Source organism: Priestia sp. LL-8 (assembly GCF_036227845.1).
In the GTDB taxonomy this organism is placed as follows: domain Bacteria; phylum Bacillota; class Bacilli; order Bacillales; family Bacillaceae_H; genus Priestia; species Priestia zanthoxyli.
This window is the reverse complement of record NZ_JAZAQH010000001.1, coordinates 2,941,836-2,955,224: the sequence shown is the minus strand read 5'-3', so window position 1 is coordinate 2,955,224 and position 13,389 is coordinate 2,941,836. Positions and strand designations below refer to the sequence as shown.

At 39.0% G+C, this 13,389-nt stretch carries 15 protein-coding genes; 13 read left to right on the top strand and 2 right to left on the bottom strand.

All coding sequences use genetic code 11. The annotated features are described in order from the left end of the window. The first annotated feature begins 2 nt into the window (after window positions 1-2). From U9R83_RS14975 to U9R83_RS14960, 4 genes are all read left to right on the top strand, one after another. On the top strand, window positions 3-596 hold the full coding sequence (locus tag U9R83_RS14975; RefSeq protein ID WP_013083764.1) for a DedA family protein: 594 nt from the start codon (window positions 3-5) through the stop codon (window positions 594-596). Next, complete coding sequence (locus tag U9R83_RS14970; protein ID WP_014459482.1) at window positions 593-1,726, top strand: MGDG synthase family glycosyltransferase; 1,134 nt, start codon at window positions 593-595, stop codon at window positions 1,724-1,726. The genes U9R83_RS14975 and U9R83_RS14970 overlap by 4 nt, the downstream gene beginning before the upstream one ends. Window positions 1,727-1,818: 92 nt before the next feature. Then, window positions 1,819-2,568: an oxygen-insensitive NADPH nitroreductase gene (nfsA, locus tag U9R83_RS14965; RefSeq protein WP_014459483.1), complete on the top strand. Its 750-nt coding sequence runs from the start codon at window positions 1,819-1,821 to the stop codon at window positions 2,566-2,568. A gap of 553 nt (window positions 2,569-3,121) precedes the next feature. Continuing rightward, the gene (locus U9R83_RS14960; RefSeq protein WP_328575323.1) at window positions 3,122-4,054 is read left to right on the top strand and encodes a 3D domain-containing protein; all 933 of its coding nucleotides are present in this window, start codon (window positions 3,122-3,124) and stop codon (window positions 4,052-4,054) included. An 80-nt stretch (window positions 4,055-4,134) separates the two neighbouring features. On the opposite strand, the gene U9R83_RS14955 is transcribed toward U9R83_RS14960, so the two are convergent. Further along, a complete protein-coding gene (locus U9R83_RS14955) occupies window positions 4,135-5,283 on the bottom strand; it encodes a C40 family peptidase (protein WP_243549478.1) in 1,149 nt (382 codons plus the stop codon). A 194-nt stretch (window positions 5,284-5,477) separates the two neighbouring features. On the opposite strand from U9R83_RS14955, the gene U9R83_RS14950 reads away from it, so the two are divergent. From U9R83_RS14950 to U9R83_RS14915, 8 genes are all read left to right on the top strand, one after another. Next, window positions 5,478-6,527, top strand: a complete 1,050-nt coding sequence (locus tag U9R83_RS14950) for an anthranilate phosphoribosyltransferase (RefSeq protein ID WP_243549476.1) — start codon at window positions 5,478-5,480, stop codon at window positions 6,525-6,527. A gap of 152 nt (window positions 6,528-6,679) precedes the next feature. Further along, on the top strand, window positions 6,680-6,982 hold the full coding sequence (locus U9R83_RS14945) for an urease subunit gamma (protein WP_013057659.1): 303 nt from the start codon (window positions 6,680-6,682) through the stop codon (window positions 6,980-6,982). A 14-nt stretch (window positions 6,983-6,996) separates the two neighbouring features. Next, window positions 6,997-7,323, top strand: coding sequence for an urease subunit beta (locus U9R83_RS14940; protein ID WP_140451420.1), 327 nt, complete (start codon window positions 6,997-6,999; stop codon window positions 7,321-7,323). A gap of 1 nt (window position 7,324) precedes the next feature. Continuing rightward, window positions 7,325-9,034 carry an urease subunit alpha gene (gene ureC, locus U9R83_RS14935; protein WP_014459489.1) on the top strand — a complete coding sequence of 570 codons (1,710 nt, stop codon included), beginning with the start codon at window positions 7,325-7,327 and terminating at the stop codon, window positions 9,032-9,034. Window positions 9,035-9,044: 10 nt separating this feature from the next. Next, complete coding sequence (ureE, locus tag U9R83_RS14930; protein WP_115654253.1) at window positions 9,045-9,491, top strand: urease accessory protein UreE; 447 nt, start codon at window positions 9,045-9,047, stop codon at window positions 9,489-9,491. Then, window positions 9,484-10,170, top strand: coding sequence for an urease accessory protein UreF (locus tag U9R83_RS14925; protein ID WP_243549474.1), 687 nt, complete (start codon window positions 9,484-9,486; stop codon window positions 10,168-10,170). Before ureE ends, U9R83_RS14925 begins: the two co-directional genes overlap by 8 nt. 39 nt (window positions 10,171-10,209) lie before the next feature. After that, a complete protein-coding gene (gene ureG / locus U9R83_RS14920) occupies window positions 10,210-10,824 on the top strand; it encodes an urease accessory protein UreG (protein ID WP_014459492.1) in 615 nt (204 codons plus the stop codon). Next, a complete protein-coding gene (locus U9R83_RS14915; protein ID WP_115654251.1) occupies window positions 10,821-11,630 on the top strand; it encodes an urease accessory protein UreD in 810 nt (269 codons plus the stop codon). The genes ureG and U9R83_RS14915 overlap by 4 nt, the downstream gene beginning before the upstream one ends. 255 nt (window positions 11,631-11,885) lie before the next feature. On the opposite strand, the gene U9R83_RS14910 is transcribed toward U9R83_RS14915, so the two are convergent. After that, window positions 11,886-12,524: a HoxN/HupN/NixA family nickel/cobalt transporter gene (locus tag U9R83_RS14910; RefSeq protein ID WP_014459494.1), complete on the bottom strand. Its 639-nt coding sequence runs from the start codon at window positions 12,522-12,524 to the stop codon at window positions 11,886-11,888. 272 nt (window positions 12,525-12,796) lie between these two features. Between U9R83_RS14910 and U9R83_RS14905 the strand changes: the two genes are divergently transcribed. Continuing rightward, window positions 12,797-13,258 carry a hypothetical protein gene (locus U9R83_RS14905; RefSeq protein ID WP_223260185.1) on the top strand — a complete coding sequence of 154 codons (462 nt, stop codon included), beginning with the start codon at window positions 12,797-12,799 and terminating at the stop codon, window positions 13,256-13,258. Window positions 13,259-13,389 lie beyond the last annotated feature (131 nt).

Below are 13,389 nucleotides of genomic sequence, written 5' to 3'. Positions count from 1 at the left end.
CAGTGGACTTAACAATTATTTCTCAGTATATACATTCCTATGGTTATATTGTTATTTTACTTGTACTTTTTTGTGGGATTGTTGGAATTCCAGCGCCCGAAGAATCATTTTTAATATTATTAGGCATGTTTATTGCCAAACATCAGCTGAACTTATACGAATCATCTCTTTTTGCTTTTTTAGGTGTTATAACTGGAATGCTTACTGCTTACGGGCTAGGAAGGTATGCGGGAACTCCATTTTTTGATAAATACGGAAAATACGTAGGGTTAACCAAAGAGAAAATTGAAGCGGCAAGCGGCAGCTACCATAAATACGGGATATGGACCATTTTATTTGGTTTATATATTCCAGGCTTGCGTCAGATTAGCCCATATATGGCGGGAATAAGTCGCTATCCGTTTTTACTTTATTTATTGTTATCGGTAGTAGGAAGTCTAGTATGGGTCCTTTCTTTTCTGATTCTAGGTTACTATGTAGGAGATCGAATTCATATTTCGTATATTATCATGGGCGCTGTAGCTTTTTTCGTCATTTATTTACTTATAAAAAGAACAAGAAACCGAAAACGTCTTGAGAGGAGGGATGGTCAATGAGGAAGGTTTTATTCTTACCGCTTTTTCAGATGCCATCTGGTCATCACCAAGTAGCAGACGCCGTTATGGATGCCATCATGGAGCGTTTTTCGCACGTTATTTGTCAAAAAATTGATTGTTTAAGCTATTGGAGCAAACCGCTTGAACAAATGATTTCATCGATATACATGAAATGGATTTCTGTTTTTCCAAAGCAGTTTGAAAAATTTTATTACGGTCATGTATACAAAAAAAACGACCATACGATGGATGATTTTGTTGTGAAAAAGTGGCCGATTATCGAATACCATATGAAGAAATTAATTGATGCAGAGCAGCCGGATGTCATTGTTTGTACACACAGCTTTCCTTCCTGTGTATTAAGCGGGTTAAAAGAAAAAGGCATCATTGATCTTCCTATTATAAACGTATACACCGACTTCTTAGTCAGCGACGTATGGGGTAAAAATGGAATTGAGCTTCACTGCGTGCCTGATCAGGATACAAAAGCGTTTTTACAGAACGTTCACGGTGTAAAAGAGTCTTCTATTTATGTAACGGGAATTCCTGTTCATAAAGCGTTTTTAAAAAGACGGATTGACCATCTCATGCCACAGAAGCATATACTGATTGCCGGAGGGAATTCCGGCCTTGGAAATGTACGCAAAATGCTTCAGCAGCTTCCGCAAAACTGTACGTATATGTATTATGTGCTGTGCGGAAAAAACAAAAAGTTGTATCAAGAACTAATAAAATTAAACCATCCGAGAATTAAAGCGGTCTCGTATGTAAAATCGAGAGAGAAAATGAATGATTTATATGAAGGAGCAGATGCCATTGTCACAAAAGCTGGGGGAGTGACAATCAGCGAAGCCCTTCACAAGAGACTACCTATTTTTATTCACTCATCTCTTCCCGGTCAAGAACAAATTAACATTGAATATCTAAAAGAAAAAGAGCTGCTGATACCGCTTAATGATGCTGAAACCTTTGAACAGCAGCTTAAGAACATTTTAGAAAATGATGTAAAACGAAACCGTTTGATAAAACGGATGGACGAATATGTAGACAGCTTAGAAGTAAAAGTAGACCGCGTGCTTGCAGATCATTTTAAGCTGTATCGATATGAGACAAGTCAAAATCAATTTTAAGCAGAACATTGGTTATTTCTTTTTACATTCGATAAACTAACTGTAGAGATAACATCTGTAGAAGGTTAAATGAAGTAAAAGGAGATTATAATATGAACTCAGTTATTGAAACGATTTTAAATCATCGTTCTATTCGAAAATATGAAGACAAACCATTGTCGGAAGAGCAAATTCAGACGATTGTAGAAAGCGCACAGGCAGCTTCCACATCAAGCTATATTCAAGCGTATTCCATTATTGGAGTAAAAGATAAAGAAACGAAGCGAAAGCTTGCTCAATTAGCAGGAAATCAGCCTTACGTAGAAACAAATGGACACTTCTTTGTATTCTGCGCTGACTTTCATCGTCATGATGTCATAGCGGAAATGGAGAAAAAAGATTTATCGACAGCGCTCGAAAGCACGGAGCAGTTTATGGTAGCTATTATTGATGTTGCCCTTGCTGCGCAAAATGCAACGCTTGCTGCTGAATCAATGGGACTTGGTGCTTGTTACATTGGCGGTTTGCGTAATGAATTAGAGGAAGTAAGCAAATTGTTAAAACTGCCTCATCATGTAATCCCGTTATTTGGTCTAACGGTTGGACATCCAGCAGGTATTACGGATAAAAAGCCGCGCTTACCATTTAAACATGTGTATCATGAAGAAACATATGAGCCGAACGATGAGCAGACGAAAAAAGAATTAACGACGTATAACGAAGAAATTTCTGCTTACTACAACGAACGAACAAATGGCAAACGCCAAGACACATGGACTGGTCAAATGGCTGACATGCTTTCCAACCCTAAACGTATGTATATGAAAGAATTTGTTGAAAAGCAAGGATTTAACAAGAAATAAAAAAGCTGAGACAAAAATATTTAGACGAAGTGAAAAACGAACCATTGATCAAAATTTTTGATTAGCGGTTCGTTTTTTTTGTTATGGTGAACATAGGTTTCATTTATGCAGTTCCTTCTAGCAGTTGATTGGAGGGCAAGTCGAAGGCTCCTGCTGGAAAAGCGGAAAGCGAAGTCTGGCACGGAAATCAACGGCGGTGCCACAAACAGTTCAGCTCATGTATACGAGTTGTTCGTCTTTAACTTAGCTTCATTTTGTTATGTCTCAACCTCTTTTTTGTTATGAAAAAACTTAAATTCCACGTTAAATAATCAATAAAAAAAGAAGAGATATCCCCCAACAATGATAAAGAAATCCGGCTATTTTAGGAAAAAGAACAATAAAAAGCAGTAAAAAGTAGAAACGTTTCATCATATACCCAAATTATCAGAAATATTACGATTAAACGTTCTGTTTTGTTAAGTTTTGTAATAAAAGTAGCATGGCTCTGTAACGGCTGTGAAATGTGAGGATGATATCATTCAATCATTGAGTAAATAAGGAGGTATTCGTAATGAAAAAATTTATATTTACTCTAGGAACAACAGCAATCCTTTCAGCAGGATTTGTAGGTGCAGCTTCTGCTTCTACAAGCGGAACGTATCACGTAGAAAAAGGTGATACGTTATGGAAAGTCGCTCAAAAGCACAGCGTGAGCGTAGACGAGCTAAAAGATGCAAATAACTTAACATCTAATATTATTTATCCAAATCAAGAATTAAACGTAGCTACTATAAAAGAAATGACACACAAAGTTCAGCAAGGAAACACATTATGGTCCATCAGTCAGCAATACGGCGTGACGGTAGATCAAATTAAAGAATGGAACGGACTGACGTCAGATTTAATTTATCCTGGCGAACAATTAAAAATTCAGTCTCCAAACGGCCAAGCTCAGCAATCAAGTCCTTCAGTAGCCCAAGCTGCTCCAGAAGCTCAGCAAGCTCAAGCGCCGGCTGAACAAACTCAAGAAGAACAGCAGCAAGCTCAAGCTGAACAAACTCAAAAAGAGCAGCAGCAAGCCCAAGTTGAACAGGCTCAAAAAGAGCAGCAGCAAGCTCAAGCTGAACAGGCTCAAAAAGAGCAGCAGCAAGCTCAAGCTGAACAAGCTCAAAAAGAACAACAACAACCTGCTGAATCGTCACAACAAGCCAGCGGCAAATCAATGACAGTTGAAGCAACTGCCTATACGGCTAATTGTGCTGGATGTAGCGGTACAACTGCTACAGGAGTAGATTTAAAAGCAAATCCAAACCAAAAAGTAATCGCTGTTGACCCTAGTGTTATTCCGTTAGGTTCGAAAGTTTATGTAGAAGGCTATGGTGAAGCTGTAGCTGCCGATACAGGTGGAGCAATTAAAGGCAATCGAATTGATGTATTCGTTCCTTCTGAAGGTGATGCTCAACAGTTCGGAAGAAAATCTGTTAAAATCACGGTTATGAACTAAGAAGTTTTTTATAAAATTGCTAGTCTAGTATAGAAATACATAGCTAGTAAAACAAAAGAGGTGCCTTATGGCACCTCTTTTTACTTTATAATACGCTTTGCTCCCGCATAGCTATTTTTCCAGTAAGCTGTTGAAAGTGATTGCGTTTTAACGCCTTTGCTGCTGACATAAATGAATTCTTGTTTGTCTAGGTAAATTCCTACAACTGAAACAGACTTGCCGTTTTTAAAGAAAACTAAATCTCCAGCCTGCAGGCTGTTTTGCTTTACGTCCGTGCCGCTTTTATACTGATCTGCTACTGTACGGGGGATAGAAATATTCGAGCCCGCGTTTTTATATACATACTGTGTGTACCCTGATACATCAAAACCTTTTGGTGTTGTGCCTCCATATTTATATGGCTTTCCGATCAGTGTTTTGGCATACGATACAATTTGCTGCTGTTTTGTACTAACAGAAGTTTGAGGTGCTGGAGCCGGCGAAGGTGCGCTTGCACTTTTCACTTTCAGCACTTGTCCAACTTTTAGCGCATCTGTTTTTAAATTGTTTAATTTTTTTAATTCAGCTACCGTCATGCCATACTTTTTAGCGACTGCTGTAAGCGTGTCTCCTTTTTTCACCGTGTAGGTGCCAGTGCCAGTGCTATCAGCGGGTGTAGATGGAGCTGTTGGTGAAGGTTGAATATCTTCATCAAGCAAATAACTCATATTTGCGTTAAACGTTACTTTTCGCTTCGTTTTATAGCTCTTCGCTTTTTGCTGAAATTGCGTATTGTATGCGTTGATTTCTTTTTCAAAATTTGCAGAGATCTTATTAAATTCCGCGTCACTTACATCTCCATACGCATAGTCTTCAAGATCCACAATGTAATTGTAAAGAGCAATTAAACTATCATATAAATACCCTTGAAGCTGATCAGCTTCTGAATTAAGATGATTCATCGCGTAATTTTTATCGGTCTTTGTTAGAAACTGGTCAATTTGATCTGCAAGCTGATCATATCCAGCTAACGCTTTTTCGTCATCTTTTATTCCTTCAATTTCTTTTAGCTTTTTTTCTACGGTTTTATAAAATGGTGCGTAATAATCTGCTAGCGAATTAACGTCTTTTTGATAAACGCTGACAGAAGAAGCAGCATAAGCAGAGTGACTAAAAACAGGCGTTGTCACCGATGCTCCTACTAAAACGGATGCTGCTATAAATGGTACAAGTAGTTTCTCTTTTTTCATTTGTAAAGTCCCCCAAATATCCAAATAATAGTATAGCAGATAGATTATACTATATTAGGTTATAAAAGAACTAGTACTTTTCCTTTAATTTCATATTTTTTAGCAGTTTGCGTACCTGATAGAAGATAATCTAAGGAACAAAGAAAATATGTGATACAATGTACAAATATTCAGTTAAAAAGGAAGTGTACGATATGCAGCAATTTATCAAAGAAATAGCGCGCGGAAAAAGAGGATCAACTGACTTAACGTATGAACAAGCAAAAGAAGCAGCTCGCTTAATCGCTTCTGGAGAAGCTACGGATGCTCAGATCGCTGCTTTTTTCATCGCAGAACGTATTAAAACTGAAAATGCAGATGAACTATTGGGATTCGTTCATGCTTTTCGTGAAAAAACAAAAGAAATACCGCTGTCTCAGCCGTTAAAAGATAAATCAATTGATTTTGCAAGCCCTTATGCAGGGAGAAATTCATTTTTTGCGACCGTTCCTGTATCGATTTTATTAGCTGAAAGGGGGGTCCCTGCTTTTTTACATTGTACAGAAGCACTTCCTCCAAAGTTTGGAACAACGATTGAAGATGTACTTCATTCATTACATATCCCTCAAGCTCAAACGATTGAAGACATCGGTCATGCGTTTGAAACGTTAAAAATTGGTTTTGTAAATGCCGAAACAATCTCTTATCCTCTTAGCCGCATCAAACAAGTTCGTCATGAAATTGGCGTAAGAACACTAATTAATACGGTTGAAAAACTATTAAATTTATCAAATGCTTCTTCTTTAATGATGGGCGCTTTTCATCGCACGGCCATTAACAAAATTGTGCCCATTTTTGCTTCGCTCCCGTTTAAACATGTATACGTGGTGCAAGGTATAGAAGGATCTGAAGATGTACCTGTACATAGAAGCAGCTTTGTTTTTACTATCTCAGAAGGAGAGATGGAGTCGTTTATTGTTAATCCAAAAGAATACGGACTGTTTGTAGAAGAAGAGCACTTTGAAAAGAAAATAAGTGTTGAAAAACAAGCAGAATATGTGACGCGCATTTTAGAGGGAGAATCTTCTTCCGAACTGACTTACGTCTATAATCAAGTAGTATTAAACGCTGGCTTACGCTATTATCTATTTGGCCATGAAGCTTCTATTGAAAAAGGAGTAGACTATGCAAAACGTCAGCTAGCTGAAGGTTTGGGTTGGAAACACCTCCAGAAATGGAAAACACAAGCGACTTCAGAAGAGTAAAAGGTGAGCAAAAATGCTCATCTTTTTTTATCGGAAGAGATAAATCCTTTGTTTTTTGTCAGAAAATTTACTATAATTAGTTATGTGTTTGTGTTAGAAAATATCACATTTGATGTTAATAAGAAAATAGATTAGCAGAAAGGAAGCTTTCATTGAAACTTACGTCGAGAGAACAAGAGAAATTAATGATTGTCGTAGCTGCAGACTTAGCGAGACGCCGTCAGACAAGAGGATTAAAACTTAACTATCCCGAAGCAGTAGCTATCATTACATATGAAATTATGGAAGGAGCTCGTGATGGCAAGACGGTAGCACAGCTAATGCGAGAAGGCACCAAGATTTTAAAACGAGAAGATGTAATGGAAGGTATTCCGGAAATGATTCATGATATTCAAGTAGAAGCTACCTTTCCAGACGGAACCAAGCTCGTCACTGTGCACGATCCAATTCGTTAAGAGGAGGGGAAAATATGATTCCAGGGGAATATTTTTTAAAAAAAGACCCAATCACATGTAATAAGGGAAAGAAATCGATTAGCGTGACTGTAATCAACAGAGGCGATCGACCTGTTCAAGTAGGCTCACACTTTCATTTTTTCGAAGTGAATGCGGCGCTCGAATTCCCCCGCGAAGATGCACTTGGCTACCATTTAAATATTCCTGCCGGTACAGCCGTGCGCTTTGAACCAGGTGATGCAAAAGAAGTCGATCTCGTTGCTTTCTCCGGAACAAGAGAAATCTACGGTCTTAACAATAAAACAAACAGATCGCTTTCTGATAGAAAGGAAGATGTATAAGATGAGTTTTCAAATGTCGCGACGTCAGTATGCAGATATGTTTGGACCAACCGTTGGAGATGCTGTTCGTTTAGCAGACACAGAGCTATTTATTGAAATTGAAAAAGATTTCACCACGTACGGAGATGAAGTAAAGTTCGGCGGAGGAAAAGTCATTCGTGACGGAATGGGACAGCATCCTCTTGCAACTCGAAGCGAAGCAGCGGACTTAGTATTGACAAATGCAATTATTGTTGATTATACAGGCATATATAAAGCAGATATTGGAATAAAAGATGGACTCATTCAAACCATCGGAAAAGCGGGCAATCCCCTGCTGATGGATGAAGTAGACATCATCATTGGTGCGAGTACAGAAGTGATTGCAGCAGAAGGGAAAATTGTAACTGCCGGCGGTATTGATGCACATATTCATTTCATTTGTCCGCAGCAAATTGAAACTGCTCTTGCCTCTGGAGTTACAACAATGATTGGAGGAGGAACGGGACCGGCTACAGGAACAAAAGCTACCACTTGTACACCCGGAGCGTGGCATATTGAACGAATGCTTGAAGCCGCTGAAGCATTTCCGATGAATATTGGCTTTTTAGGAAAAGGGAATGCAAGTGCGAAAGAGCCTTTAATTGAACAAATTAAAGCAGGAGCGATTGGACTAAAGCTTCATGAAGACTGGGGAACCACGGCATCTGCCATTGATACAAGCTTACAGGTAGCAGACGAGTACGATGTTCAAATTGCAATTCATACAGATACTTTAAATGAAGGCGGCTTTGTTGAAGATACCATTGCAGCAATTGGTGATCGAGTCATTCATACCTATCATACTGAAGGGGCTGGAGGCGGACATGCACCTGATATTATGGAAATGGCAAGCTTTCCAAACGTGCTTCCATCATCAACTAATCCAACAAGACCCTATACTGTCAACACGCTTGAAGAACATTTAGATATGCTCATGGTATGTCATCATCTTGATCCAGCTGTACCAGAAGACATCGCTTTTGCTGATTCCCGTATTCGTAAGGAAACGATTGCAGCTGAAGATATTTTACACGACTTAGGTGTATTCAGTATGATTTCTTCAGATTCTCAAGCAATGGGACGTGTAGGCGAAGTGATTACAAGAACGTGGCAAACAGCTGACAAAATGAAAAAGCAGCGAGGAAAACTTGATGGTGACAGTGAAGCTGGCGATAACGCACGTGTCAAACGCTATGTAGCTAAATATACGATTAATCCAGCTATTGCTCATGGAATTTCCGAATACGTAGGGTCGGTAGAAACAGGTAAAATGGCTGACTTAGTCCTATGGGAGCCAGCGTTTTTTGGAATAAAGCCTGACCTGCTTGTAAAAGGCGGTTTGATTGCACATAGCTTAATGGGAGATCCTAACGCTTCAATTCCAACCCCGCAGCCGGTTTTATACCGTCCGATGTTTGCTTCTTATGGAAAAGCACGAGCTAAAACGTCTCTTACGTTTGTGTCAAAAGCAGCGTACGAGAACAAAGTGGGCGAGAAGCTAGGGTTACAAAAGCAGCTTAAACCGGTTGAAAATATTCGTCAGTTAAAAAAAACAGATATGAAGTTAAACGGGGAAATGCCTAAAATTGAAGTTGATCCCCAAACGTACGAAGTAAAAGTAGATGGACAAATGATTACATGTGAAGCAGCAGAAGTTGTGCCTATGGCGCAGCGATACTTTTTATTTTGAGGTGAAAGAAATGGTAATCGAAAAAATTATCGGAAATATGGCAACATTAGAAAAACGGGCTCCGCATATAGAAAAGGTATATATCGAAAGTGATCACTTAGTAAAACGCGTTCAGCGCGTTGTAACAGATCACGGTAAGGAACTAGGAATTCGCCTAAAAGAAAACCGCGAGCTCACTGATGGCGATGTGCTGTTTATGGATGAAAGCAATATGATCGTTGTGCAGGTGCTGGCAGACGATATTTTGACCATTCAGCCGATTGATATTCAGCAAATGGGAGAAATTGCTCATCAGCTTGGAAACCGACATTTGCCGGCACAGTTTGAAGATGGAGACATGCTCGTACAGTACGATTATTTAGTCGAAGAATTGCTTCAGCAGCTTGATATTCCCTATAAGCGCGAAAAAAGAAAAGTAAAACAAGCTTTTAAGCATATCGGACACAGTCATGACTAATTCATTGCTTTCGCTGATTCAACTATGTGATTCAAATTTTCCATCCGGTGCATTTTCACATTCGTTTGGCTTTGAAACGTATATTCAGCGAGATCAAATTTACAACACAGAAACTTTTCAAGAAGCGCTTCGTACATACCTTGATGTTCAGCTGACGTATACGGACGGCTTAGCATGCAGACTGGCTTATGAGTATGCTGCTCATGACCATTTTACCGAAATTATGAGAGTGGATCATGAATTATACGCTCTTGCTTTGTCAAAAGAAACAAGAGAAGGGACAAGACGCGTGGGCCAGCGCATGTTAAAACTTTGCTTAGAGTTATTTCAAGGCTCTTATTTAGAAAAGTATATGAGGGAGGTAAAAGCAAAGAAGGCGTATGGACACCCTGCTGTTGTATTTGCATTAGCCAGCCTGCAGTTAAACATTACAAAAGAAGAGGCAATTTTAAGTCACTTGTACGCTAGCATTTCGTCGTTAATTCAAAATGCTGTTCGCGGCATACCGATCGGTCAAACGGATGGACAAAAAACGCTCGTTCTTTTTCAACCGCTGCTGCAGCAAGCACTTCATCATATTTTACAAGCAGATCAAGAGGAATTTGGTGCGATGACACCAGGGTTAGAAATTGCTCAAATGCAGCATGAACAATTGCATGTTCGATTGTTCATGTCATAAAAAAGGAGGGAAGGCCTTCTAACGATGAAGGCGTAAAAAATGGATGCAATTAAAATTGGAATTGGTGGCCCTGTTGGTGCAGGGAAAACAATGTTAGTAGAACGATTAACGCGTGCACTAGAAGGACAGCTAAGCATGGCGGTCGTTACAAACGATATTTATACAAAAGAAGATGCGCAATTTCTAGTAAAAAACAGTATCTTGCCAGAAAATCGTATCGTCGGAGTAGAAACAGGAGGGTGTCCTCATACGGCTATTCGGGAAGATGCATCTATGAACTTTGCTGCGATTGATGAGTTAGTAGAACGTCACCCCGATGTTGAACTTATTTTTGTAGAAAGCGGAGGAGATAATTTAGCCGCAACGTTTAGCCCAGAGCTCGTTGATTTTTCGATTTATATCATCGACGTAGCACAAGGGGAAAAAATCCCGCGTAAAGGCGGGCAAGGAATGATTAAATCTGATTTATTCATTATCAACAAAACAGATTTAGCCCCCTATGTAGGAGCTAGTTTAGAAGTAATGGAAAAAGATACAATTCAAGCGAGAGGGCCCAAGCCTTTTGTTTTCACCAATTTAAAAGAAGATAAAGGGCTCGACCAAGTGATAAAATGGATTAAAAAAGAGGCCTTTTTAATCGGCCTTGAATCATGAGCTACACGGGTTATTTAGAGCTTCGAGCAGAGAGAAACAGTGAGCGAACCGTCATTAAAGATACTTATCATTACGGGGCTTTCAAAGTTGCCAGACCTATTTACATGACTCCTGAATCCCCTTTTGTTTATATGCTTCACGTAGGCGGAGGATACGTGAGCGGAGACAAGTATAAAACGATGATAACGGTAGAGAAAAATGCCCAGCTGACGACTACTACTCAATCTGCGACAAAGGTGTACAAAACACCGAACGAAGCGGTTTTACAAGAAACGTGTATAACCCTTGAAGAACAAGCAATTATGGAATATATACCAGACCCGCTTATTTTGTATGAAAATGCTGCATTTGTACAAGAAATAACGGTTCATATGGCACAAAACGCTGCTTTGTTTATGTGTGACAGCATCACCCCGGGGTGGTCGCCGGATGGGCAGCTGTTTCAATATACCTCTATGCGTTCCAAGCTTAAACTGTATGTAAACGAGCAGCTGAAGGTATACGATCACTTATACTTGAAGCCAGAAAGCCATTTGCACGGTATGATGAAAATGGAAGGGTCTACTCATTTTGGATCGATTATCATTGTCCATCCAAACGCCGACGACGCATTTATAGCGAAAGTACATCAGCTGTGCGAAGAGGCAGGCTGTAAAGTAGGAGCTTCCGCCCTTTCGATCCCGGGATGTGCTATTCGAATATTAGCTGCTAGTACACAAGAAGTTGAAGACATAACCGCTAAAGTATACGGATTGTTCCGACAGTATTTACTAAAAGCTGACGTATCACTTTTGCGTAAGTATTAAAGAGGCTAGGACAAAAGTGCTGTAGTTGAAGGAAGATCCGAACGAGCTGGGTTCTTAATGGAGAATCAAATTCGTTCGGATTTTTTATGGGTGGGGTGAACGTAGGTTTCCTGTACGTAGTTCCTTCTAGCCGTTGATTAGAGGACAAAGCGACGTCTTGCACAGAAACCAACAGCTGTGGAACAAGCAGTCCAGATCATTTATCCTACTTATTCGTCTTTAGATTGAATTGTTTTCGTTATGTCTCATTCGCTTTTAGAACCACAGACTAAATAATCCGTCGCTTACACCTAAATTATACATATAATAAAGGCCAAATATAATGCTGACAGCGCCTGTTACCTGCATTAAGAAGCGGTTTAACGTGACTTGCTTTTTAGTTGTAACGAATGGAATCCCAATAACTGTTGTAAATAACAGCATACCAAGACAAGTACCGATTCCAAAAATGATAATGTAAAGAGCACCCTGCCATACGTGAGTAACGGTGCTCATCGTTAACACAACCATCGCTGCGCTTCCGGCCAGTCCATGAACAAAGCCAACGCCTAATGACTTTAAATAAGACGTTTTTTCGTGATGCGTATGTACTTGCTTTTTGTAAGACAGAAACGATGTAAAACCGAGGTAAACGAGCATAATGCCCACTAAAAATTCAAGTGACATGCTCATACGTTCAGAAATACTGCTTTTTAACACCATTAAAATGATGCCAAAAATAAACAGCGTAAGCGTATGGCCGATCCCCCAGTATACTCCTGCAAGCGAAGAGCGCCACAGCTTTTTACTTTTTGAAGCAATGGTTGATACAGCGATAATATGATCTGGTTCTAAAGCGTGCTTGATTCCTAAAAAAAACCCTAATATTAAAATCGAAAAAAAACTTGTTTCCATGTGAGCTTTCTCATCCTTTCGTACGTATAAAACTAGTATACCGTACGCTTTTGTTTTAATAAACAGAAAATTCTAAACGAAAATGCCTGGTTGAATAGCTAAACTTTTTATTAATTTACAATAAGTTACAAATATTAAAGGAGATGTAGTATAAAAATTTTACATTTACAAAAACTATGAGTAAATTATTGTGAGGTTGATAACTATGGACAAAATTTCTACTGATATCATGCTGTGGAGTTCTTTCATACGTCAAAATGTTAGGACAGAACGTGACTAGACTAGAAGCTCTTTTATGGAGCATTGCGTTGCCGGGCTTTGGACAATTACTAAACAAAAAACATATAAAAGGAATTTTGTTTATTGTACTTGAATTTCTCATTAATATGGGGGCAAATTTTAATGAAGGCATTCGCTTAAGCTTTTTAGGAGAAACAAGGCAATCCCTAGAGGTAATGAACATGCAGTGGTTAATGTTTTATCCATGTTTATATTTTTTTGCAATTTGGGATGCTGTTAAAGAATCAGAAAACGGCGCATCGAGATTTACATTTATTCCTTTTGTCTCCTGTGCTTATTTTGTTACAGTAGGGATTATGTATTCCTCAGTAACAACCATCAACGGTGTTTTTATAGGGCCAATTTGGCTTCCTATGCTGTCTGTTATACCAGGACTTGTTGTCGGACTCATTGTCAAAAAGCTATTAGAAGTGTATATACATAAGAAAAAATAAACGTCATTACAATCTATACATCAGTAGATTTTAATGGACGTTTATTTTATTTTTGTTTATAAATAAGTAATAAAGTCTCTTATTTAGGGAACGTACTAACAGTGGCTGTTTTTACATAACTTTAAGAGAGC

Excerpts from the sequence above, each read along its gene's own strand:
- U9R83_RS14950 (WP_243549476.1), top strand. The coding sequence starts at position 5,478 with ATGCAGCAATTTATCAAAGAAATAGCGCGCGGAAAAAGAGGATCAACT.
- U9R83_RS14960 (WP_328575323.1), top strand. The coding sequence starts at position 3,122 with ATGAAAAAATTTATATTTACTCTAGGAACAACAGCAATCCTTTCAGCA.
- U9R83_RS14915 (WP_115654251.1), top strand. The coding sequence starts at position 10,821 with ATGAGCTACACGGGTTATTTAGAGCTTCGAGCAGAGAGAAACAGTGAG.
- ureE (WP_115654253.1), top strand. The coding sequence starts at position 9,045 with ATGGTAATCGAAAAAATTATCGGAAATATGGCAACATTAGAAAAACGG.
- U9R83_RS14925 (WP_243549474.1), top strand. The coding sequence starts at position 9,484 with ATGACTAATTCATTGCTTTCGCTGATTCAACTATGTGATTCAAATTTT.
- U9R83_RS14910 (WP_014459494.1), bottom strand. The coding sequence starts at position 12,524 with ATGGAAACAAGTTTTTTTTCGATTTTAATATTAGGGTTTTTTTTAGGA.
- U9R83_RS14955 (WP_243549478.1), bottom strand. The coding sequence starts at position 5,283 with ATGAAAAAAGAGAAACTACTTGTACCATTTATAGCAGCATCCGTTTTA.
- nfsA (WP_014459483.1), top strand. The coding sequence starts at position 1,819 with ATGAACTCAGTTATTGAAACGATTTTAAATCATCGTTCTATTCGAAAA.
- U9R83_RS14940 (WP_140451420.1), top strand. The coding sequence starts at position 6,997 with ATGATTCCAGGGGAATATTTTTTAAAAAAAGACCCAATCACATGTAAT.
- U9R83_RS14970 (WP_014459482.1), top strand. The coding sequence starts at position 593 with ATGAGGAAGGTTTTATTCTTACCGCTTTTTCAGATGCCATCTGGTCAT.
- ureC (WP_014459489.1), top strand. The coding sequence starts at position 7,325 with ATGAGTTTTCAAATGTCGCGACGTCAGTATGCAGATATGTTTGGACCA.
- ureG (WP_014459492.1), top strand. The coding sequence starts at position 10,210 with ATGGATGCAATTAAAATTGGAATTGGTGGCCCTGTTGGTGCAGGGAAA.